7 protein-coding genes are annotated in these 25,217 nt (G+C 49.2%); all 7 read right to left on the reverse strand.

The annotated features are described in order from the left end of the window. Positions 1-21: 21 nt before the first annotated feature. The 7 genes from SB847_RS07135 to fabD are packed head-to-tail and all read right to left on the reverse strand — an operon-like array spanning position 22 to position 24,659. Entirely contained in the window at positions 22-6,318 is a 6,297-nt protein-coding gene (locus SB847_RS07135) for a type I polyketide synthase (protein ID WP_410577491.1), read from the reverse strand. An 18-nt stretch (positions 6,319-6,336) separates the two neighbouring features. Next, positions 6,337-18,930 (reverse strand): SDR family NAD(P)-dependent oxidoreductase, encoded by a 12,594-nt coding sequence (locus SB847_RS07140; RefSeq protein WP_410577492.1) that lies wholly within the window; start codon positions 18,928-18,930, stop codon positions 6,337-6,339. Between the two features lie 39 nt (positions 18,931-18,969). Continuing rightward, a complete protein-coding gene (locus SB847_RS07145; RefSeq protein WP_007408405.1) occupies positions 18,970-19,707 on the reverse strand; it encodes an SDR family oxidoreductase in 738 nt (245 codons plus the stop codon). A gap of 14 nt (positions 19,708-19,721) precedes the next feature. Further along, a complete protein-coding gene (locus SB847_RS07150; protein WP_410577493.1) occupies positions 19,722-21,086 on the reverse strand; it encodes a long-chain fatty acid--CoA ligase in 1,365 nt (454 codons plus the stop codon). After that, complete coding sequence (locus SB847_RS07155) at positions 21,083-21,355, reverse strand: acyl carrier protein (RefSeq protein ID WP_003153264.1); 273 nt, start codon at positions 21,353-21,355, stop codon at positions 21,083-21,085. The genes SB847_RS07150 and SB847_RS07155 overlap by 4 nt, the downstream gene beginning before the upstream one ends. 24 nt (positions 21,356-21,379) lie before the next feature. Continuing rightward, the gene (locus SB847_RS07160; protein ID WP_410577494.1) at positions 21,380-22,360 is read right to left on the reverse strand and encodes an LnmK family bifunctional acyltransferase/decarboxylase; all 981 of its coding nucleotides are present in this window, start codon (positions 22,358-22,360) and stop codon (positions 21,380-21,382) included. A gap of 40 nt (positions 22,361-22,400) precedes the next feature. Then, positions 22,401-24,659 carry an ACP S-malonyltransferase gene (gene fabD / locus SB847_RS07165; protein WP_410577495.1) on the reverse strand — a complete coding sequence of 753 codons (2,259 nt, stop codon included), beginning with the start codon at positions 24,657-24,659 and terminating at the stop codon, positions 22,401-22,403. Positions 24,660-25,217: the final 558 nt, after the last annotated feature.

Here is a 25,217-nt window from a genome sequence, read left to right on the forward strand (position 1 = left end):
GACGTTCAATTTTCAGCGCAATCAGTAAGTCTTCATTTGTTTCCAAAACGTATTCGGGCGGGACTTATGTGCGTTTTCATGCAGGCTTTCGGCTTTGTCCGAACGAATGGGCCGGCGCTTTAATTCCTGTCTCGGCAAAGGCTTTCTAACCGGGGTATACGCCTCTTGCTCCCAGGCTTCCACTATGACATGGGCATTCGTCCCTCCGTCAGCGAAACTGCTGACGGCGGCAATCCGCGGTGAATCCGTCCATTCACGCAGAGTGTGCGAAAAATAAAACGGCGAGGCGGACAGATCGTAATGCGTCATCGGCTCTTTGCCCGAAAGGAAAGGCACACGCATTCGGCGCGAGAGCATAAGCACTGTTTTAATAAATCCGGCAATCCCTTCAGCGCATAACGGGTGTCCGATATTCGGCTTCATCGACCCCAATTCGCAAGGCGCGCTGTTTTGCATACGGTACACCGCTTCAATCGCCCTCAGTTCCAAAAGGTCTGTTACTTCAGAGCCTGAACCGTTTGCTTCAATGTAGCTGATATCCTCCGCTTTTCTGCCGCTTTTGGCAAGCGCCTTGGCCATCACTTCTTTCTGCGCCTGTATATTCGGTGTGGCAGGCCCCGCGGTTCTGCCGTCATTGTTTACGGAAATGCCTTTAATGACCGCATGAATCCGGTCCCCGTCTTTTACAGCCTGGGCCGCTGTTTTTAAATACACCATTCCGACGCCTTCTCCCAATACGATGCCGCCGGTGCGGCGGTCAAAAATATGAAACGCAGGCTCTTCGCTTAACAGATTGCGAAGTTCGAACATCCGGTGGGTTTGACCGGATTCCAGCAGACTGACTCCCCCGACCACCGCTGAGTCGATTTCACCGCAAGAAAGCGCCTGTATCGCCATATTCATACCGACAAGCGCTGAAGAACAGGCCGTATCCAAAACAAGACTCGGCCCCTTCAAATCAAAGAACTGAGAAAGATTGGCCGCTAAGTAATTCGGGCCGGCAGCGACTATCGGATTTTTTGCATGCTTCAGACGGTTTTCGTCAGGCATACTGCCGCCGCGTCCTCCTAAATAGACACCGGCTGACCTGCCTTTCATTTCTTGTAAAGAGTAACCGCTGTCTCTGAACAGATGAAGCGCCTCTTCTAATATAAGAAAGGACTGGATATCCATTGCCTTGATGTCTTCTTCGGGAATAAGGAAAAACTCCGGGTCAAAATGCGTTACATTTTTTAAAAGGCCCGCATAATCCGCCTTCTCCGTTTTCCAGCGTTCTTTCGGCACCCTTTGAATGGCCGACGTTCCTTCAGACAGCAGCTTCCAATAAGCTTCAATTGATTCAGCTCCCGGAAAACGGCAGGACATTCCGACAACAGCTATGTCTTGCGCCGCTCTAGCACCAGAAGGCTGAAAGACAGCGGCTGCTGTTTGTTTCGGAACGTCCGGGATTACAGGCTGAACCGGTTTTGAAACGACAGCTTTGATTTCCGGATATGCTGTTTCAAGCCATCCGGCCAGCGCAGCAACCGTAGGGTATTCATACAGCACCGCCGGGTCAAGGTCAGCTTTGATCCTCTTTCCGATCGCTCTGGACACTTGGGCAAGCATGATGGAATCGGCTCCGTAATCTTGAAACGGTGTATCAGATTCAAATCTTGACGGCTCCAGTCTTAATTCCCGGCAGCAAATGCCCGTCAGCCACTCCTCAACGCTTTCTGTATCGGCCTGTTCCTGCTGCTTTGTTTCGGTAAGGCCGGATGAAAGCAGCAGACGGTCAGGCTCCCATTTTTCCGGGTGAATGACGGCCGGCATAATAACAGATCCGCAATCGCCTGCCATGATGGCATCAAACAGGCTCAGCCCTTCTCTGTCAGTGATGCTCTTTAAACCGCTTTTCAGATAGGCCCGGCTTTTTGATTCGCCCATACCCGTTTCTTTCCAGCTCGGCCATTGAATGCTCAGCACCGGAAAACCTTTTGCGGCCGCAAAATAATCCATATAGGCGTTGGCCATGGCATAATCGCTTTGTCCCGCTCCTAATTCCGGCATCACGCCGGACACTGAAGAAAACAGCGCAAAAAACCGGAGAGGCTCCTTGTGCAGCGCTTGATACAACAGGTCCAGTCCGTCTGTTTTAGGCTCAACCACGGGCATCATCTGTTCTCTTGTTTTACGGATAAAGGCCGGATGATCGAGATCTACGGCTCCCGCTGCGTGTATCACGCCTCCTATCGGTCCCATCTCCTCTTTCACCCGGCTGACGGCCTGCTCATATTCAGGGCCGGAAGATACAGACAGCACTTCCGTTCGGACACCTTTTTGCTCGAGCTCTCTGATTCTTCTCACTTTTGTGGAAAACGGGGAATTCCGTTTGACATGATCATCCCACTCCGCTTTCGGCGGCATGGTTTCTTTTCCGGTAAGCACGAGTTTCGTGACTCCGTATCGTTCGGCAAAATGCCGGGCGAATAAATATCCGAGTCCCCGGGTCCCTCCGGTGATCCAGAGTACATGGTCTTTCGGAAATGAAAATTCTTTTTCTGCTAAGCTGTTTGTTTCTTTTAACCGCGCGTGATAGCGCACACCGTTTCTGTAACACACTTCGATGTCCTCAGAATCGCGAAAAAACTCCTCTGCGATCTGGTTTGCCAGCTCAGGATCTTCGGCAGTCCGTTCTGCATCCATATGCCGCGAGCGGATATCCTTATACTCACTTTGGAGCATCCGGTACAATCCGGCCTTTTTTGCACCTGAGAGATTTATCGTTTCATTTGCAAAAGGTTCAAGCCCCTTTGTCACACAAAGCAGCTGAAGCTTTCGGCCGCGGTTTCTGTTGTCAATGAGAGACTGCAGATGTTGAATCCAGCCGTCATCATGATTGATTTCCGTTCCGCATCCGGTCACATCAATCAGACCGCCAAACCGGGCCGCGTCCCCGGATATTTCCGGTGATGCAGCGTCAATGATTTCAGACACGGGGAAATAACGGGACAGCTCAACGGCCAAATTTCCTGTCTGGTGATCGGCGGCTATTCCGATGACGCCCCGCACTTCCTTAACCGGAACACTGCTGCTTTCTGCCCAGCTTTTCTGTAAAAAGCGGGTTTCACACAATGTTTCAGAATGTGTTTCAGCATCACGAACATTGTCCGGCGCTGCATCGACCGGCCAATACCGGTCCTTTATAAATGGATAACCGGGAAGGCTGATGCGGTGCGGCAGGCTGCCGTTATAAAGCTCTGACCAATCAATCTTCAGCCCTTTTACCCAAAGTTCCAGAAGCTTCGCGAATTTTTTTCTTTTCATCCATTTACGGACGGCTTCTTGCATATCTTCATCCTTAAAAACGGCTAGAATGTCTTTATACTGTTTGCTTTTTCCCCTGAAGCAGCCGTCTGTCCCGCCGTCAATAAAACGCTGCAGTTTTTCCGCTAACTGCTCTGTCGACGTCACGATAAACGCCGCACGTTCTTCCATCGCTTCTCTTCCGGTTTGAAGGGTGTAAGCCGCATCCCGGAGACTGCGGTCTGTGACGTCATTTTTTCTGATCGCTTGAAGAAGCTGCTGCGCCCGCTGCTTCAGGCTGGCCTCCTGTTTGGCGGATAATAAAATGACTGCGGGATCTTCATCTGTGAATGGCTCGGAAATCTCCCTATCAGGTTCAATATATTCTTCTATCAATATGTGGGCATTTGCCCCGCCCGCACCAAAAGAAGAGATGCCCGCGATTCTCGGAATCTCTTTCTGCGCTCCGTTTTCCTCAATGACCGGCCGTTTCCAGTCTGCCAATTCACGCTGCACCACAAACGGCGTCCGGTCGAATGCAATATTCGGATTCAATTTCCGGCAATGTAAAGAGGGGGCCAGCTTGCGTTTTTGAAACTGGAGCAGCAGTTTCGTTACACCGGCAATGCCTGCCGCGGCTTCCAAATGCCCGATATTGGATTTAACTGAGCTGATGGCGCAAAAACCTTTATCTGACGTTTTCGTTTGAAATGCGCGGGTCAAACCGTCAATCTCGATCGGATCTCCGAGTTCAGTGCCCGTGCCGTGGGCTTCGATACAGCTGATCATCCGCGGATGTATTCCTGATTTATCAAGCGCACCGGAAATCACGTCAGCCTGGGCGCTCGGACTCGGCACTGTATACCCGTTTGTTCTGCCTCCGTGATTAATATGAGTGCCGCGAATCACACCGTAAATATGGTCCTTATCAGCCATCGCTTTTGACAGCGGCTTTAACAGCACGGCCCCGACGCCTTCACCGGGAACAAATCCGTCCCCGCCTTCACCGAAACTTTTGCACGTTCCGTCTTTTGAAAGCATTCGATAGGCGCTGAGCTCCGCATAAGCCGAAGGATGCGTATACACATTCACACCGCCGGCAATCGCCATGTCGCATTCGCCGCGAAGGATGTTTTCACACGCTTCATGGATTGCAGTCAGCGAAGATGAGCACATCGTGTCGACCGGCATGCTCGGCCCTTTCAGATTAAGAAAATAGGAAACTCTGTTGGCCGCTGAACTGAACGACGTTTTCGGCTGCAGGGTGCCGCCGTTTTTCCAGTACATTCCGTACCCGTTTTTCGTAATGCCCGCAAAAACGCCGACCCGGCCGTTATACAGATTCTCAAGCTGTTCCTTCGTATAACCGGCATCCTCCAGCACCTGCCAGCACATTTCAATAAAGAGACGCTCCTGCGGGTCCATATTCAAAGCATCACGGGGTGAAATTTGAAAAAACAGCGGATCAAAGAAAGCGGCATCTTTCAGAAACCCGCCCCGCTTACTGTAACTTTTCCCTTCTTTCACGGCCGTTTCGGGATCAGGATTGTAGTACTTGTCCTTTTCCCAGCGCTCTTCGGGAATTTCCTTCACACAGTCTTTTCCGGCAGCTAAGTTATCCCAGTACGCTTCAAGTGTTTCAGCTTGCGGATAACGTCCGCTGACTCCGATAATCGCAATCCCTTCTTTTGCCTGGTTCTCATTGGATAAAGAAGGCCGTTTCTTTCGCTTGATAAACGACGGAAGCACCGGAAAATCTTCATTTGCCAAAACCTGTTCTGATATGCCTGAACGGTGCTCATCATCATTTGTCCACTTTCGGCATTCTTTTGGATAATCCGTGACGAAGTGAGCTGCCAGGGAGCCCAGTGTCTTATATTCGTAAAAAACCGTTTTGGAAAGGTCACCGAAAAGCAGAGACAATTCGCGGTTCAATTTCGTCACAGTGACTGAGTCGATTCCGTAAGTTTCCAGCGGCTCTTCAGTATCTATGTTGGAAACAGCAATTTTTGTAGTCAGGGCAAAAAGCGTTTTGAGCTGAAGAAGCGTTTGTTCATACAAACGTTCACTGCGGTGTTCGGCATTGGTTTTTCCGGGAGCGCCCGTCTTGATGACAGGCTGCAGCTTCAACCCCGACAGGGAAGCCCATATTTTTCCTTCTTCGTCACATAAATCAATATAAAAGCTCCCCGCCTTCTCTTGTATCTCGGCCCATACTTTGTCAGGACAAGGTTCATAAAACAAAAGCTCGTCCAATGAAACCGGGGCGAGCGTTTTATATTCTTTGCCGCCAAGCAGCGCGCATGCCTCTGTCACACTTTGCATCACACAGGGAGGGAGGCCGAATCGGGCGGATTCTTTTTGGTTTGTCAATGGAATTGATATGTCTGCCAGCATCCGTCCTGCTGAGGCGTAAATACGCTCAATTCCTTTCATGTGCTCACTGTATTGAACGGTATCGTTCTGGGTGATGGCTTCAATTTGCTGCTGATCCATCAGGAAGCCGCTGTTTTCCTTCAAGCGGCTGATATCCAGCATGCCAGGCGCAGCATCAACTGGCTGAATCGTCCCTTGGCTGTACACATCATGATGACTGAAATCGGCAGAAAATGGATTATAAATCTCAAACCTTTTGGCTTCACCCTCTGCGGGTATCAGCCTGATTTCGATATGGAACGGTTCAGCCTCAGTCAGAATGGGCTTTGACCACACGATATGTGTCAGCCGGACAGCCTCAGTCTCCTTTACTGTCAAAACAGCCGCAGCTCTCGCCATTTCCAAAAGAAGTTCTCCGGGCATAAGCTTTTTACGCTGTAAAGAAACATCAGCGAGAAAAAATTCCCGGCCGCTGAAAGCTGCCGAGAATCCCAGTCCCGTTTCATCGGAAATATGCTGCTGAGCAAGCGGATGAAGGGAATTCGCTTGGCGAAGTCCCATCCGCATATCATAATCGCGCAAAATGCCGATCGCATCCTGTTTTGTCATTTTTTTATTTTTGACGTCAGAAAAAACCCGGTGCAGAAACTCTTTCATATGGTTTCCTCCATTACGCTAATCCCTGTAAAAACCGATCGTTCTTTTTACAGCGGCTTCTATGCTTATTTCGTTTCTCTCCAATTCATCAAGCAGGTGTTCATAAGTCTCAAGCGGGGACATATCAGTCTCATAAGTCTCCCGGTGCCTTATATGCTGCGCTCTGTGCGGTATCCAGCAATGTGTTTTCGCAAAAGGATAGACGGGCAGGCTGACTTTTTTTGGCCTTTCGTCCGGATATAATTTATTCCAGTCGACATGCAAGCCTTGCACCCATAATTTTGCAAGCATTGCATACTTTCCTGCTTCAATCCATTGATCTATGGTCCCGCTCATTTCTGCGTTGTCCGTCATCTCTGTAAACAGCTGTTTCATCGCTTTGTTCCGGCCTGTAAAGAAATTCTGCCCCGTCTCCTTGCCGCTGAGGAAATCATTCAGCGCGTTCGTAAGCTCTTCTTTTGTTTCAGCAATGACGGCAAGGCGCTCTTCCATTTCATCCCGGCCAAGCTGAAGCGTATAAGCGATACCCTCAAAAGTTCCGTCAGCTGATTGTGACTTTTCCAAATATCTGCGCAGCTGTTCCGCACGTTCCTTCAGCTGTTCCGCCGTCTTTGCCGAGAGAATGAATAAGGACGGCTGAAGTTCACCGGCAGTCCATTGTTTCTCTTCAACAGGAGAAACATATTCTTCGAGCACGACATGAGCGTTGACACCGCCAAATCCGAACGAGCTGACACCCGCTCTCCGCGGCAGTTCATTTCCGCTATCATCAGTCGCCGCTTTCCACGGCTGAGTGTCGCGGACGAAATAAAACGGGCTGCCGTCGAGGCTGATATACGGATTAACGGTTTCACAATGCAGACTTTTAACGAGCGTTTTGTGCTGCATCTGCAAAATAATTTTTAAAAGCCCGGCCATGCCGGCGGCAAGCTCTGTGTGGCCGATATTCGTTTTGACGGAACCGAGGCCGCAATGAGGCTGATCGGGTGCCGTTACTCCGGCTTTCTGATAAAGCGCTGCAAAAGCCGCTTTGAGTCCGTTGATTTCTATCGGATCTCCGAGCGCCGTTCCCGTGCCGTGGGCTTCAATATAACTCACTGTACGGGGGTCGATGTTCGCTTGCTGATACGCTTTTATCATGACTTCTGTCTGTGCTTTCGGATTCGGCGATGTAAGGGAAGCCGCCCTTCCGCCATGATTTTCCGCCGTTCCGCGAATAACGGCATAAATACGGTCGCCGTCACGTTCCGCAGCGGATAATGTTTTCAAAACAATCATACCGGCACCTTCAGCTCTGACATACCCGTCCGCTTGATCGGAAAATGTTTTGCAGCGCCCGTCTTCACTGAGCATTCCCGCTTTATTAAAGCTAATATGCATATCCGGCGACACAATAGCATTGACGCCTCCTGCAATCGCGATGCCGCAGTCTCCGGCCTGAATTGCCCTGACCGCACGGTGAACAGCGACCAATGAGCTTGAACAGGCGGTTTCAATCGGTTCGCTCGGCCCATGTATATTCAGAAAATAGCTCATGCGGTTCGGACCGATTGACGGAACCGTTCCGGCGGCGGAAGAACCCTCAATCTCTATATGGAACTTTGAAGCTTCCTGGGCGTAACCGCTGTTTGTCGTGCCTGCAAAGATGCCTGTATTTGTACCTGACAAGCTTTTGGCAGAGCAGCCGGCATCTTCAATCGCTTTCCATACATGCATCATTAAAAGCCTTTGCTGAGGATCCATCATTTCGGCTTCATGCGGAGAAATACCGAAAAATAAAGGATCAAATTGAGCGGTTTCATCAATGAAGCCGCCCCACTTTACATTGCTCGCATTTTTATCTTTCTGCGGATCTCCGTAATACTGTCTCCAGTCCCAGCGCTCCGGCGGTATTTCAGAAATGCAGTCCTTTTCTCCGGCTAAATTCTCCCAAAACATTTCCGGATTTTCAGCCATTGGAAATGCACAGCTGATTCCGATTATCGCCACGGGCTCAGGGGCAGCTGCGGTTTTTGTTTTAGGAAGACGGGACGGAATCAAGAATGGCTCCGTCTTCATTTTTTTACGCACAACCGGTTTCTCCGTTTCTGTTTCTGCCTGTGAGCCGAATGTATCCGGATGTTCCGTCAGCAAGTATTGGGCAAAACTAAAGACTGTCGGGTATTCAAAAAATACGGCCGGTGTCAGTTCAAGCCCATACGTTTTATTTAGTTCATTTGCAAACTGCGTGAATGAAACCGAATCAAAGCCATAATCTCTCATCTCTGATTCAGCATCTATCTCGTCTTCTTTCACCTTCAGAAGGCCTGATATCATATGTTTAAGTTCCGCTTGTACTTTATTCGGCATATGGACGGGCGTCTTCCTTGACACATGAATGCTATTGGACGGTTCCGGCGTTTCAGGCATCAGGTTTTTTCGAATCCGTTTTTCGTCGCCCTCTGCCACCATGACCTGGTGTTCTCCGGAGGCAAAAGCGGCGTACAGCGCTTGGATGCCTGACGCCGATCGCATGGCTTTCATTCCGGTCTGTTCGTACATCAGCCGTTCGGTCTCTTTGTCCACGCGCATACCTCCTTCTTCCCAAAGCGGCCAGTTGACGGACAGGGTCTGCCCGCTCCGCTTGTTGTCCCGCACGAGACGGTTCCGGCGGGCTGCATAAACATCCATAAATGCGTTGGCTGCCGCATAACCGGCCTGCCCCGGATTTCCCATGCCTCCCGCCAAGGAAGAAAACAGGATGAAAAAGTCCAGCCGCACATCTTTCGCTGCTTCATCAAGATTGATAAGCCCTTTCACCTTCGGCGCCATGACGGTCTTCCGTTCGTTTTCTGTCTGGTTCAGAATGTAGTTGTCAGCGATCACGCCGGCACCGTGAATGATCCCGTCGAGTGTTCCGTGCTCCTCCTGTATGCCGCGGACGAGGGCGTTGACCGCCGCCCTGTCTGTCACGTCAACCGGTTGATAAAATACGCGGGCGCCCGACGCTGCCAAGCGCCGTAAGCGGGCGGAGCGCTCTTCATCAAGTGCTTCCGCCCTCCCCGTTAATACGAGGACGGCGTTTTTGACGCGGGAAGCTATTTCTTCAGCGAAAATCAGGCCGATGCCGCCCGCTCCCCCGGTGAGGAGGTAGACCCCTTCGTCTTTCCACGGAACGGCGCCGCTTTGAGGGGCCGGCAGATGACGCCAGTTTCTGACGAGACGTTTGCCGTCTTCATAACGGATTTCCGCTTGTTCAGGATGCGCCCGGTTTTCTGTCAGCTTGACAAGAAGCGATGATGCTGACTCGTCCGGATCGGCTTGGATGACTTGGCCGTACAGCTTCGGATGTTCAAGGTGAGCCGTTTTCAGAAAAGCGGCCAGCCCCGCCAATACATTGTCTTCCCCCCTGTCGGGGACAAGAAGCTGGATCAGCGTTTTTTTCTTCTGTTTTTCTTTGATAAGACGCGTGACGATCGCTGACAGCTCCGCCGCGCAGGCGTCATAACGGTCTTCAATCGGACCTTCGCCGTCAGCCGCACATACGGCGCCGCTTATGTCCTCAGCGTTCATTCCGCCATACAGCGTCACGTATCTGAAAGACTCTTCTTGTCCGTCGGCTTCATCCGGCGGTGATTCCTGCCACTTTGGCTGAAGCAAGAGCGGTTTTTCATCCGTTTCCTCTTCCAGAAAACGGGCGGTGAGCCCCGTCAATCGGACACATACCTCGCCGTTTTCATCACACAGCTCAATATGATAGGCGCCGTCTGCTGAAGAAAGCACCGCCCACATCGTCTCCCGGCACCCAGAAAACACCTGCATATCCTGGAGGGCAAACGGCAAGAACGGCCGTCCGGACGCGGAACCGTCTGAGAGCACGAGACCGATAGAAGCCTGAAGGGCGGCGTCCAGCATGCTCGGATGCAGGATGAACGGCTCCTTTTCCTCGCGGGCGGACGGCGGATGGGTGAGCTTTGCGAGCACTTCTCCGCTTCCGGCATAGACGGCGTCAAGCGCCTGATGCGACGGTCCGTAGGTGATGCCGAGGCTGTCGAACGCTTCATAGCACTCAGCCTTTGACAAGTGACGACCGCCGCAGCGCGCCTGAACCGCTTCCACATCGAGTACAGGAGCACGCTCCGTCTCTTCGAGCACGGCCTTTCCCTGGAAAAAGACAAGCGGCTCTTCTCCTTCGGCATACGCTTCAAAAGCGATGTCTCCGTTTTCTTCCGGCTGAAGCTTTACATGAAGCGTCACTCCTTCAGAAAGTGCCGTCACCGGCCGGAGCCAAACGATCTGTTTGAGCCGGACACCCGTTTTCCCGCCCGGCAAGTCTTCAGCAGCAAGCGTAACGGCGGCCCGGGCCATTTCTAAAGCAGCCGCGCCCGGAAGCACCGGTTTTCCATTGACGATATGATCGGCAAAAAACGGTTCATGTCCTGAAAAAACAGAAGTAAAGCGCTGGGCGGTAAAGGTCGATGTATTCGCATGGAGCAGCGGGTGAAGTCTGGCTGCTTTCTTACTTTCCGCTGAGCCTGTTTTGTCGAGTGACACATCAGCTTTTGTTACCCAATATCGGTCTTTGGCAAAAGGGTAGGCCGGGAGACTGATGCGGCCCGGGTTGCGCTGATAAAGAGCTGACCAATCGACGTCAAGTCCTTTAACCCAAAGGTCAAGCAGCTTTCCGTATTTCCCTTTTTTCAGCCAGGCATTTATAGTAAGCGCCATATCTTCATCAGAAGTGAGCGAAGCCGCCAATGAATGATGTTTGGCTGTCCTGCCCCGCCAGATATGAGCATGGTCGATATTATGATCGTTTGAGAAACTCATAAGCTTCATTTTCAGTTCTTCTATCGACTCGGCCGTAAATGCAAGCCGCTCAGCCATCGGTTCTCTTCCCGCCTGAAGCGTGTAAGCGATCTTGGCCAAATCTCCGTCAGAACGTTTTTTTCTTATGACATCATCCAGAAGCTGGCGGGCGCGCTCTGACAATTGCTGCTCATTTCGCGCTGATAAAATAATAACAGCCGGTTTTTGCGGAGAAACAGACGCGTTTTCCATTGGTTTCAGGCTGTCAGACGGCACATATTCCTGAATGATGACATGTGCGTTTGAACCTCCTGCTCCAAACGAGGAAATGCCGGCAATTCTCGGATATTCCTTCATTTCACCCGTGATATTCAAGACAGGTCGTTTCCATTCCGTTTCTTTTTGCTGTACGAAAAACGGAGTGTGCTCAAACTCAATATTCGGATTCAATTCCGCCGCATGCAATGAAGGGGCAATTCTCTTATGTTTCAATTGCAGAAGCAGTTTGGTGATTCCCGCAATCCCGGCAGCGCTTTCTAAATGTCCGATATTTGATTTAATGGAACCGATGGAACAAAACTGCCTGTCTTCTGTTGTCAGGCGAAAAGCTTTCGTTAAACCGTCGATTTCAATCGGATCACCGAGCGCAGTGCCCGTTCCGTGGGCTTCCAAGTAACTGACCGTTCTCGGGTGAATGTCTGTCCGTTTCAACGTCTCTGCGATCAGATCAAACTGCGCTTTCGGATTCGGCACCATATAAGCGTTTGTCCTGCCTGCTGCGTTCAGCATGCTTCCTTTAATAACGCCGTAAATATGATCGCCGTCTTTCTCCGCTTGAGCAAGCGGCTTTAACACAATCGCCCCTACTCCTTCACCGTCAACAAAACCGTCCGCACTGTCTCCGAAAGATTTGCATTTATCACCGGGAGACAGCATTGAAAAAGCGGACAGCCGCTCATAGTGAGCCGGATCAACGATAAGATTGACTCCGCCGGCAATCGCTGTTTCACTCATTCCGCTCCGCAGGCTTTCTGCGGCGAGATGGACAGCTGTTAAAGAAGAAGAGCATGCTGTATCCACAGCCATACTCGGCCCTTGGAAATTGAACAAAAACGATACTCTGTTTGCGATAGACCAGTCGCTGGGAACTGTCGGGTAATTGCTGTTCATCACACCGACAAAGACTCCGATTTTCCGGCTGTCACAAAGCGTGGCCGGGGTGTACCCCGCATCTTCAATGCTTGAATAAGCAGTCTGCAGAAACAACCTTTCCTGCGGATCCATCCTTTCAGCTTCCGCGGGAGATATACGGAAAAACAGCGGATCAAATTTATCAATGTCATCGAGAAAACCGCCCCATTTTGAATAAATGGACCCCCATTTTCCGCGTTCCTCGTTATAAAACGTTTTCCAGTCCCAGCGATCTTTCGGCACTTCAGTAATAGAATGCCTGCCGGCTTTTACATTTTCCCACAGCTCATCAACGTGATCGGCGCCCGGATATCGGCCTGACAGACCGATGACAGCGATATCCTGGATATAGGGATCTCCGTTCGTCCTGCTGCCTTCCTCGTTTTGAGGAATCTTGTTTTGTTTTACATTCAGGTTATCTGTGTGATCAGACAGCTGCTCCTCACGCACACCCATCGCTTTCATAAATGCTCCCCGCTGAGAAAGAAGCAGGTAATCCGCGATTTCTTCTATCGTCTGATATTCAAAAAAGAGGGTGCTGGTCATTTGCTCAAACACGTTACGAAAAGCATTCGTGAGCCTGACGACCAGAATAGAATCCAAACCGTATGCGGTTAAGGAAACCGACGGATCCATTCTCCCGCTCGGAATCTTCAGCGTTTTTCCTATTAATTCCGTCAGATATGCGATGCCCCGTTCTCTTACGTTTGGAATCGGCGCGGCGCTTTCTGCGGGAGCCTGCACCCGTCCGGCGTTTTCGGGATGAGCCCGTCCATTCCCGAATTGCCGCTCGAGCGCTTCTTTACGGGAAGACAGAAAGTAATCAGCAAGCTCATCAATGGTTTGATATTCAAAAAACAAAGTGCTGCTGACAGAACCGAAGACGTCTTTTAACGCGTTGGTCAGTCTGACGACCAGTATGGAATCCAATCCGTATACGGTTAAAGGTTCATGGGATAAAAGACGATGCGCCGGCACTTTAAGCGCTTCACCGATTACCTTCTTCATCAGCTCAACGCTTTTTTCTCTCAGGCTGAAATGCAAAGTATCATCCGAAAGACCATCTGCGTCATACGGACAGCGCTCCGGCTTCTCTTCTGACGCCTGCGGGAGGGCAAGCCTGACCATTCCGTCACTTTCAGCCGCTATAATCTGCTGGCCTAAGTCGTGTGCGGCTTCAGCCGGAAACAGAGGATGGACGAATCCTTCAAGCGAAAGCGCTTCCGCCCAGCCGGACGGCTCAACCCCCGGACAGCCCGGAATCCGTAAATCATGATCCTCATACAGCCACCAGCCTTCAAGAAGGCCGAACGTCACATGGTTGAATATGGTGCGGCTGTTGATCTCATTTATAAACAGCTGGCCGTTTTTTTGCAGCATTGCTTTCGCATGGCGCAGCGCAGAGCGGATATTTTTTGTCGCATGAAGCACATTGGTCGCGATCACTGCGTCATACGTGCCGATGTCCGGCGCTTCTGTTGATACCGGCTGCTCAGCGTTGAATATTTTATAAGTGACATAAGGATATTCCGGACCGAATATGTCTTCTGCATGTAAAAGAAATGCTTTAGAAATATCCGTGAAACAATATTCGGCAATATGCGCTTCATACGGTTTCAATTTTCTCATGACCGCGGCGCTCGTCCCGCCCGTTCCGGCTCCGATTTCTAAAATGCGGATTTTCACCTGCGGGTCTTTTTCCAGACGTTCCTTCAAAACTTCAATCAATGTGTCAGCAAGCTTGTCATTGAAAAAATCAGAAATGATATTATTGCGGTAAATGCCTTCCACAAGACGGAAGGAGGAGTCAGGGAACATCACTTCCGTTGCCGGAAGCTTACCGGTTAAAATGTCTGGAAGCACACGCAATGTCTCTTCTGCCAATCTGACATGCGCCCTCATGTCTTTCTGGCGCAGCCAAGTCTCTTTTTTCCGCTCCCATTCCTCCCATACCTGCCCTAAATCCGTTTTTTCCGGAGCAAGCGCTAATTCAGTCAGGAGGACAAAGCTCTCTTTCAGCCATCTGCTGTATTGTTCCGTTATGCCGGCAGCCGATTGAAATAACGGCAAAGCCTGATCAAGCCCGGCTCCCATCTCATAAAGGGTTGATACAAGCATTTTTTCAATAAGGGATTCCATCTCTCTCATGCAGCTCATGACACTTGATGCTTTTAACCGCTCAGCTTCGTCATTCTGCGTGATGTTAACCGCTAATTGTCCGAGTGCGGAAGGAATCTTTTCCGGATAAACCGTTACTTGTTCTTTCAGATCGTCTTTCATAAAAAGTGGATCTGTCGTTTTGATCAGCGCCAGCTGGTCATGAGGTCCGGAAAGCAGGGTTTCCAGCGTTTTCATCGCTTCGGGCGCCTCAATAGAAGCGATTCCGTCCCGCTCCATCCGTTTCCGGTATTGTTCTGAAGCCACGACGCCGACACTTCCCCAAAAACCCCAATTGACAACTTTTACAGCATACGGCGCTTTCTGTGAGATCCGCTTAGCAAAAGCGTCTTTAAACGTGCACCCGGCGGCATAATTGCTTTGTCCCGGCGCTTTTTGAAACGACATCATCGAAGAGAAAAACAGCAAGAAATCAAGTGGTTCCCCTTCAGCTACCCGGGCAATCTGCAAGCTGACATCAGTTTTTGCAGAAAGTGAAGCGCGGAACTGCTCCTCTTCCATATTGGCAAAACTTCGGTCTGATAACACGATGGCGGAGTGAATGATTCCGCGGACCTTTCCATTTTCCTTCACAATAGTGTCATACGCCCGTTTGAGAGAGTCATAATCCGCAGCATCCGCGCTGAAATATTGCGGTGCGGGACCTAAAGCTGCGAGTCTTTTCAGCCTTCTTTCAATCTGTATATCTTTTTTCCTTCTCCCGATCCAGACAATTTTCGCCTGATAGGTCTGAATCATATATTCAGTCCATACTTCCCCTATTCCGCCTGCTCCGCCGATAATCACATAAACCCCGCCGTGCCGGTATAATGAAGGCTCATCTGTATGAGGCCGGCAGACGGCCAATTGCTGGCAGTGCCACTGACCTGCACGAAAGACCCACGGATTTCCCTCGGGGTCCGCCGGTAAAGAGAAGACATCGGGGAGATGCCGGTCTCCCCTTTGAGATTCCAAATCAAGAAGCCGAATGCTCCAATTGGTGTATTCTTTTGCGAGCGACCCCGCTAATCCGTGTATGCTTGCATGACTCGGATTGACCTCATCATGTTCATGAATCGGCTGTGCTTGAAACGTGCAGATTGTCAATGATAGTTGTTCCGTGTCAAAATTCATAAGCAGAAGCGCTTTTATCAGCCGGAAAAGCTGCATGACCCCGTGCTCCTGTCCGTCGGCCGTATCCGCATCATAAACGGATGGAATGGGATGATCCGGCGCCGCCCATATCATGTGTTGAAAAGAGCCTTGCGTTTTCAGTGTTTCAGCCATTTGTTCCGCGCTGTCCAAAGAAGTGATGTCCGGAAAACGGACATCGGAATACATCTCTTTCAAAGCCTGCTGAAAATCCGGACCGGCCCCGATGACGATTATTTTTTCTTCACGCATGAAAGGCATGCCGGTTTCCGGAATGGTGACGGTGTTCCAAACCGGTGTCATAAGCAATTCCGTTTCACGGCTTTTCTTCGGCGTGACGCCGGCTTTTTGGTTAAACCCGGCGCTTTCCTGCACCTCTTTTATGATAAAATCTTTCACTGCCGCCAACAGCACGCCGCGCTCATCACAAATATGCAGATCAAATTGGTGAACGGAGGCCGCTTTTACCTCCGCATGCACAAATACGGTTTTCGCTAACGGTTCAAGCAGCTGTATTTCTCCGAAGGAAAACGGTACGATAAGCGCAGGCTCTTTTTGAAATTGCAGCACATGCGCCATTGCAGTTTGAACAGCGCCATCCATTAAGGACGGATGTAGGATGTACTGTTTAAAATCGGCTTCCAAGTGTGACGGGAGCGTTAATTTGGCCAGTGCTTTCCTTTCTGTATAAGAGAATTCGCGGATGACCTGAAAACTGTCCTTTTGCACGATTCCCGCCTCAGAGAACGAGTGATAGATGTCTTTCGGCTCCGTTCTCTGCGCAAATGGCGCCGGGAGCTGAAAGGCCGGGGCCTCAACAGACGCTCCTTTTTCTTTACAAATCACTTCTCCTTGCGAAAAGAGGGTGCCGTCCGCTCCTTTTTCTTTAATGACATAGCTTAAACTCTCTTTTTCTGCTTCAAACTCTATCATGACGGATCTTGGGTCTGTCCCTGTCACAATCGGCTCCATGTACCACACACTTTGAAGAGAGACGGCCGGGCGTTCTCCCCACAATGCCGCGCCGTATGCCGCCATTTCCAGATGACAGACTCCGGGAAGCACATATTTTTCGTTCACTAAATGATCTTTAAAGAAATATTCATCCTTGGAAAATATCTTTTGAAACGTCCCTTTCCGGGCGGATGAAACATTCTCATCAAGCAGAGGATGCAGCGCTTCACGCCTTTTGATATTTTGGGGCTTTTTTGTATACCGCTTTTTTTGATCGGTCAGCCAGGACGTTTCCTTTAAGAACGGATACGTAGGAAGCGGAACTTTCTGATACGGCGTTTTCGGCTTTTTGCAACCTTGAAGGCCTTTCACCCACAGCGCGGCAAATTTCTCAGGATCTGAAACGGATTGGCCTGAAACGTCCGGCCGCCCGGGTGACGCTTTTCCGAAGTACATATGCCTGCCGTCGCTGTGACCGCTTACAAATCCGTCCAATCGCTGTTTCAGCTCAGAAAGCGATGATGCAATGACAGCAAGCCGGAAGGAGAAAGGCTCTCTGCCTGACAATAAGGTGGCAGCGATATTTTCCAGACTATATCCGCCGGCAGAAGGCGAGTTTTCCAATCGGGCAAGAAAGAAGCTCAATTTCCCGGCATATTCTTTCAGCTGCTGTTCGGAATGTGCGCTTAATACGACGGCATGCGGTTTTTGCTCAGTATTCCCGTCAGCTTGCCGTTTTGGCTGATAAGCACCTACAATCAGATGGGCATTAGAGCCTCCTGCTCCGAATGAACTGATTGCGGCGATTCTCGGTTTATCTCCTTCAGCCGGCCACGGCCGGTTGTTTCGGACGACATAAAATGGCGAATCAGAAAAAGAAATCTTGCGGTTCAGTTCCTCGGAGTGCAGACTGGCGGGAAGCGTTTCATGTTTCATGCTTAAAAGCACCTTGATTAAACCGGCGATCCCTGCAGCCGCTTCCAAATGTCCGATATTGGATTTCACCGAGCCGATTCCGCAGTCATTTTTCTCATCGGTCTGTTTATCAAATGCCATAGACAGTCCGCGTATCTCAATCGGATCGCCGAGCGCCGTGCCGGTTCCGTGAGCTTCAATGTAGCTGATATCCGCCGGACTTACCGCGGCTCTGTTTAGAGCGGATAAAATCAGGTCCCGGTGCGCTTCCGGATTCGGCACCGTATACCCGGTCGTTTTGCCGCCGTGATTAGTGGCGGACCCCTTAATGACACCGTAGATGTGGTCTTTGTCCGCAATCGCTTTTTTCAATGGTTTTAATAAAACGGCTCCCGCGCCTTCGCCGGGCACGTAACCGTCTCCGCCTTCACCGAAACTGCGGCATTTTCCTTCAGAAGACAGAAAATGCGATTGGCTTAAAAACATGTATTTTTGCGGATGTAAGCTGAGGTTGACGCCTCCGGCAAGCGCCATTTCACAGTCGCCCGACATAATGGCCTGACAAGCCTGATGGACGGCGACAAGCGATGAAGAACACGCCGTATCAACAGCAATGCTCGGGCCATGGAGATCAAGGAAATAAGAAACCCGGTTCGGAATGCCCCAATATAAGGAGCCGGGGCCTTTGTACTGATCTTTGAGGAAACCTTCTTCGTGTGCAATTAATGAATATTCATTCCAGGTCACTCCGGCGAATACACCAATTTGATCCGTCGGCCTCGCCGCCGGGTTCCCGTAACCGGCATCCTCCATCGCTTCCCAGCAGCACGTGACATACAATTTTTGCTGAGGGTCCATTAAATCAGCTTCCCACGGGGAAACAGAAAAAAACAGCGGGTCAAATTGATCCGGATGATCAATAAAACCTCCCCATTTACTGTATGACGCGTATTCTGCCGTTTTCTCTTCCGAGTAATAAGAGCTGTCCCATCTGTCCTCTGGGATTTCGGAGACACAATCTTTATTTTCCATTAAATTGTCCCAAAAATCATGCTGGTTTTCCGCTTTCGGAAACATCCCGCTCACTCCGATAACCGCAATATCAGAGCTCTCATCCGTTGCCGGTTCAGGCACCTTTTCAGCCGCCTGTACAGGAAGCAATTCTTCTTCCTGCCGGCTTCCCGTATCAGGCTCCGTTTCTGTGAATTCAAGAACGCTTTCGGGATTTCGTTTCTGCGCACTTAAAAACTCACTCAATTTCTCAATGTTCGGATATTCAAAAAGCAGCGTTTCAGAAAGGCCGGTAAATTCTTTATGCAATATGGTCATGATTTCTTCACTGATGAGAGACGTCACGCCAAGAGTAAAAAAAGCGGTTTTATCTTCCGCTTCGGTTACCTCGGCACCCAGCTTTTCCGCTATTACCGTTCTTAAAAATTCGTTAATACATTTCATGAGGATACCATCCCTTGTACAAAAGAATTTTTCTGTGCTTTAACAAGTTAATCCGCCGTCTATAGCCATTGTCTGTCCGGTCATAAAGGACGATTCAGGAGAAAGCAGGAAACGAACGAGTCCGGTCATATCGTCTGTTTCGCCTAAACGTCCCATCGGCGTCCTTCTGATAATCTGCGATTTTTGTTTTTCCGGCATATTTTTCGTCATATCGGTGTCCACAAAACCGGGCGCAAGTGAATTGACACGGATTCCTTTCGACCCGAGCTCTCTGGCCAGGCTTCGCGTCAAGCCGTCAAGAGCCGCTTTGGATGCGCTGTAGACTGAAGTGCCTTTAAATCCTCTTGAGCCGATAATGGAGCTTATGTTAACGATTGATCCGGAATTTTGTTTCAGCATGACACGGGAAACGTTTCGGGTCAGCTTGATGACTGAACCGATATTCAGATTGAGGATGCGGTCAATGTCTTCATCATTGGTCAGGGGCAGCAGCTGATCAAGGTTCAAACCGGCGTTATTGACCAAGCCGTCTATTCTGGAAAACTTGCGGTATACTTGAAGAACAAACTGTTTCATGGCGGCATCATCCGCCGCATCCGCCGCTTCCCAATAAAAGCGGCCGCGGTACTTTTCACTCTCTCTCAATGTGTTAATAAAATCAGATTCACTGCGGCTGAAAGCGGCTACTTTGTAATCCTCATCCAAAAGCGTCTGTACAATCGCTTTTCCCAGCCCCCGGCTTCCTCCGCTGACGACCGCTACTTTTCCGTTATTCATATTTGCCTCCTGTTTTACACGTTTCTTATTTTTTTAAATCGGTCATTAGACAGTTTCCGATCTGTAACAGAGATGATCTGCGGTATCTGATATGGCTGCAGCTTCTGTTTGCAATGAGCTACGGCCCGCTTTCTGAAAGATTTGATATCTTCCTCTTTTTCAAGCACGGCCACTGCCGCAACAATCTCGCCCGTAATCGGATTTTTTCTGCCCGTTATGAGAACATCCCGGACATTCGGTATCTCCAGAAAGACGCTTTCCACCTCTGCCGGAAACACTTTCTCTCCGCCCACATTAATGATTTCACTCTTTCTTCCGAGAATTCTTATATATTCGCCGTCTGTTTCCACCTGGTCACCGGTGTCATACCAGCCGTCCTCATCGAAGGGTGACGGTGCGTTTAAATAGCCGAGCATCGCCGAGTCAGAACGGATCCAAAGCGTGCCTCCGGTAATTTTGGTCTCTGTTCCGGCGCCGCCCACTTTCATCCAAGTGGATTGGCTGTCTTTTGATTTCGTTGAGAATATACCCAGTTCAGTTAATCCGTATGTTTGTTTCAGCCGTACATCCGGAAACATCCGGTGGATGCCGCGCAGCGTTGATTGCGGCATCGGCTCTGTGCCGTAAGTGATCAGCCGAAGTGAAGAGAGGTTATAGCCGGCATCCGCCTTGGACATCAGCAGCATGTTTAAAAAGGTCGGGGTGGCGGGGAGCACTTGGACAGCATGTTTGTCGACCGCCTGATAAACGGACTCCGGCGTTCTGCTGACTGATGTGACGATCGTTCCCCCGTTAAACAGAATCGCAAACAGCGTATTAATGCCGCCGATATGATCTAATTTCAAAAAAATGAGCGTACGCAGCGGTTTTCTCTTCGCCGTTTTATATTTTTCAAGCAGCCGGCCGGCGCTTAACACGGATGCTTTGCTTTTGCCGGAGGTTCCCGATGTGAAAATAATAATGCCTGATTCCCCTCTCTTGCGCAGGTCATCAAGCAGAGGGTGAGAGTCGCTTTCAGAACCTTCACGAAGCGTCCAGCTGTCATTTTCATTTATTTCAATGATTTGATTCACTTTCGCGTCTTCAAACATATCGAGATGCTTTTCCCTTGATTCATTGCTGAGAGGGACAACGATATTTCGGTTTAACAAAAGCGCCATCAGCAAAAAAATGGCGTTCGGGGAATAATCCCCGATAAGCGCCACACATTCTCCTTCACGTATTCCGTTTTGTTCAAGTTCTTTCTGAAAAAAGCTGATTCGTGCCAGCAAATCATCATACGTAAAAGTCTGCCCTTTAAAAATGAGAAACTCACTGTCTTGCGTTTCCCTAAGCTTATCAGTCACCCAGCTGATATCTCCCCCGCTTTCTGTTTTCATGATTGTGCACTGTCCATATATTTTTGATAAATATCACAAATGCTGCCGACGGTTGTAATGCTGGAAATCGTTTCTCCTTGGGAAAAAGGATCTACTCCGGTTTCCATCTCCATCTGTGCGACTAATTGAGCGATATCCAGTGATGAGAAGCCCAGATCCTCTATGACTCTCACATCATCTCCCGCTTCGACGGCCCGATATGACTGCTGTTCTTGAATGTCCTGAATGATTTGAGCGATGATCTGCTTCATTTCCTTGGTTTGTTCCATTTGCTTTCAGCTCCATTCTTCATTTTATAAACTTCTGATGACCCGTTTATAATCCGGAATATGATCTTGTGAAGAGGTCGGCACCGCCAGCAGCTTATCCACCTTGGAAATGGCCAGCAATGTATGATTTCTTTTCATATAGACTTCAATCTGATAGCTGATTTTCGCCACTGAGATCATACCGAGGGACTCACCGTGAAAGTCGGGATCGCATTCTTCAATGTGTCCCGTCATATAAATATCAAGCTCTTCATCTGCAAAACAATTTCCGTAATAATACGTCTCTCTTTCGAGCAAAAATAAATGCCGCGCGATTGAAACCGGAAAACCCGGCTTCGACCGGCGCGTCATCCATTCAAATTCCGCCGCATCCATTATCTTGCTGAATTTCGCAAACACCATTGCATGCCCGGACGCAGCATCCTGATCAACAGGAACCCGATATAAAACGGGGTCTGCTGTTTTGAGATTGCCCGGCTTCATACCGAAGGCGTCCGTTCTGATTTTCTTTGACCGCATCAGCGCGTAAGGCGGCTTGGCTAGCTTAGAAAGTTCCGCAATGCACTCAGCCTTAGGCGCTGAGACTTTGCGGGTCGAACCTTCTGTTTGTGTGACGTCGACGACAATTAAACTATTGGCTTTCATAGAAGGAAACCGTCCCCGGTCCCACTCGCCTTTATCAGAGCTGACCGCTCCTTTCGGCCCGAACAAATAATCAGATTCTAATATGGTTTCTCCAAACCGGGAGATATCGACTCCGACGGAAACCTCGTCCCATAATCGGTACTGATCAAGAGGCTGATCTGAAGGAACTTTGAGATGTGTCATAAAATAAGCCGGATACAAAATCAGCCCTTGGTGATCGGCCATCTGATCAGGCCGGAATCCCGTTCCGTCCGTTAAATGGTGACTGTGTGCGTTGCCGAATAACAGCAGCAGCGCGTACTCATTCAAATTCCCTAACCCGACATGGCTCATCGTTAATTCATGATTTTCAATCAGCATGGTCTGTCCTCCGCAGAAAAAATGTAATGGCTGGTCATACTCAGCCTGTAATCGATACCAGCCTTTGCGCAAGAAGGCCGGCTGTTTCTTCCATGAGCTGTTTGCCGATCAGATCGACATGCCTGTTTCTCCAATTTTCAAGCGGGGTTCCTTTCACCCACTGATTAAACGCGCCGAGCGCAGGGCCGCAATGAATTTGGTAATCTATTTTACTTTCGCTTTTTCCTTCCAGAGCGAGCCTTGTCGTATGGGAAAAATACCATTTAAATACCATCGCCATTTTGTGTTTCGGATTCTGTTCGGCTTTGGCGATCTGTTCAGGAGATTTATCACGTTTCAGCTGCTCATACACTTCTTCAAAACCGCGCTGGAAATACTTTTCTTCAATTAATGTTTTCGTTTTTTCATCTATTTCATCTAAAGAATTGTATTGTCTGTACAAGTCAAAGAGTTTATTGGCTCTTGCCGGGAAAAACAGTCCTTTTTTCAGCACCTGCACCCTTGCTCCCGCTTCAAACATATCTCCCGCGGGAGCGTATGACGTATCCTGCACGTTCGCTTCCTGAAGCAGATCTTTCACTGAATCACTTGTCCCGGCTTCGACCGTGCATTGATTAATAGAACCGGTTCCGATAAATTCGGCGCCGAGCAGAAACGCCGCAGCAGCCGCTTCCGGAGTGCCGATGCCGCCGGCTGCGCCGATTCTTACTTTTTTCGCATAACCGTACTTCTCCATCATGCGGTCTCTGAGTCTGATCATGGCAGGCATTAATGTATACGGAATCCCTTGGTCGGTATGCCCTCCTGAATCCGCTTCAACGCAAATGTCATCAGCCATCGGAATTTCTTTTGCAAGCGCCGCTTCCCCGGCTGTCAGCCGATTATCAGACACAAGTCTTTCCAGCACATGAGCCGGAGCCGGATTCAGAAATGCCTCAGCGACTTCAGGCCGGGATACTTTCGCGATGATTCTGTTTTGAACTGACACCGACCCGTCATGATTCCTGGTTAATCCCTTTGCCCTGTATATAACGAGAGCGGGGGTTATGCCCATAAATGCCGATGCTTCAATAAGATGAATGCCGTTTTTCAAATATAAATCTATCATTCTGACTTCCTTGTCAGGTGACACCATATGATGAAGAAGATTCATTCCGAATGTTTCCCCTTGCCGCAGTGCAGACCGGATGGTTCCGATGGCCTGTCCGATCCGTTCGATACTCAATCCGCCCGTTCCGAAAAAGCCCAGCATTCCCGCTTTTGCCGCTTTAATGACCATCTGTTCCGAAGCAATTCCCCTGTACATGGAGCCCGTCATGTAAGCATATTGGATGTTATAATCTTTTTTAAAATCTTCGTTCCCTAATCTCATTCCCGCCGTTTTTTGCGGATCAGCTGCCGATGCTTTAACATCAGCAGTATCAGACTCTTCTTTCGGCATAGGTAATGGGACGGCATCTTTTTTAATCTGCCGCGTCAGTTTTGTCAGCACTTCCCCGGGCCCGACTTCTGCAATTTCATTATTTTCAAGTCCCATCAGACGGCGTATCGTGTCCGTCCACTTTACCTGATTGGTCATTTGCAAAGTCAGATTTGTTTTGATTTCATCATTCTTATAAGGTACGGCATGAAGATTTGAGATCACCGGAAAACGAAGAGGCAAAAACGCCGTTCTTTCTAAATAATCCGCGAACTCTTTTTCAGCATCTTTCATATAGCGGGAATGGAAGGCGCCGCTCACATTTAAAGGAAGGTACATTCTCACGCCGGCTTTTTCAAAGACGGGGCCCGCTTTTTCAATGTCTTGTTTCGTTCCGGCGATCACAATTTGCGAAGGTGAATTGTGGTTAGCGATATCAATGCCGGTCAGATGATAATCGGATAGAACCTCTTTTACTTGTTCAGCCGTAAACCCCAAAACCGCCGCCATGCCTCCGGGAGCTGCCTTGCTCATGAGCTCTCCTCTTTTTTTTACAAGCTGCAAACCGGTCTCAAAATCAAAGCAGCCGGCCGCAAATAACGCATTATATTCTCCTAAACTGTGCCCTGCGGCGTAATCAGGCTCTCTCCCCGACTCTTTCATTTTCTTTAAATAACTGAGTGCACTCACCGTATATAACGCCGGCTGGGTAAATTGCGTTTTCCCCAGCTGGTGATTCGGATCCTCCAGACACAATTCTTCTATAGAGTAGCCTAATATGTCATCAGCCTGACGTGTCAGATCTTGAAATTCATCAAACAGTCCGGCTCCCATCCCTTTAAATTGAGAACCCTGCCCCGGGAACACAAACGTAAGCATCTTATCCTCATCCTTTCCGCATCGCCAATTTTGTACATCACATGTGGTTCTCCATACAAAAACGTCTCTTATTTCATATATTGACTGGTGTAAACACCGGCATAAAAATAAAAACACAAACGCGTTTGCGATTCAGCACAGGTTTAAAAATCGCAAACGCATTGTGTTTTCCTTTTCTAACATAATTTATATTAAAACATATTACTTGTTTACTGAATGTTTCTCATGACAAGCTGCAGTGCCAATATGCCCGAAAACAGCCATGACGGCACACTTCTCCCTTATCATGTATATGTAGATATATACACTACAATCATTTTTATAATCCCTATTTCCTCTTCAACGTGCCGAAACAGCGATTGAAATTTAATAGGTGCTTTACATCAATTTAATAAATTTAACAAATAGTTGCTATTTAAAGAGAATAATATCAATTTATAGATAATAATGTCAAGGCTTTATTTCGTTATTTTCTGACATTTATTCCACAGTTTTATATTCGGTGGACAGTCGGCATAATTGTTTCGGGATAAATGTCAGATAATTCCCTGAACCCTT

This window comes from Bacillus sp. SIMBA_026, assembly GCF_046535335.1.
In the GTDB taxonomy this organism is placed as follows: Bacteria; Bacillota; Bacilli; order Bacillales; family Bacillaceae; genus Bacillus; species Bacillus velezensis.

What these genes read in the sequence shown, in the direction of transcription:
- SB847_RS07135 (WP_410577491.1), bottom strand. Translation starts at nt 6,318, where the DNA reads ATGAAAGAGTTTCTGCACCGGGTTTTTTCTGACGTCAAAAATAAAAAA.
- SB847_RS07140 (WP_410577492.1), bottom strand. Translation starts at nt 18,930, where the DNA reads ATGAAATGTATTAACGAATTTTTAAGAACGGTAATAGCGGAAAAGCTG.
- SB847_RS07145 (WP_007408405.1), bottom strand. Translation starts at nt 19,707, where the DNA reads ATGAATAACGGAAAAGTAGCGGTCGTCAGCGGAGGAAGCCGGGGGCTG.
- SB847_RS07150 (WP_410577493.1), bottom strand. Translation starts at nt 21,086, where the DNA reads ATGAAAACAGAAAGCGGGGGAGATATCAGCTGGGTGACTGATAAGCTT.
- SB847_RS07155 (WP_003153264.1), bottom strand. Translation starts at nt 21,355, where the DNA reads ATGGAACAAACCAAGGAAATGAAGCAGATCATCGCTCAAATCATTCAG.
- SB847_RS07160 (WP_410577494.1), bottom strand. Translation starts at nt 22,360, where the DNA reads ATGCTGATTGAAAATCATGAATTAACGATGAGCCATGTCGGGTTAGGG.
- fabD (WP_410577495.1), bottom strand. Translation starts at nt 24,659, where the DNA reads ATGCTTACGTTTGTGTTCCCGGGGCAGGGTTCTCAATTTAAAGGGATG.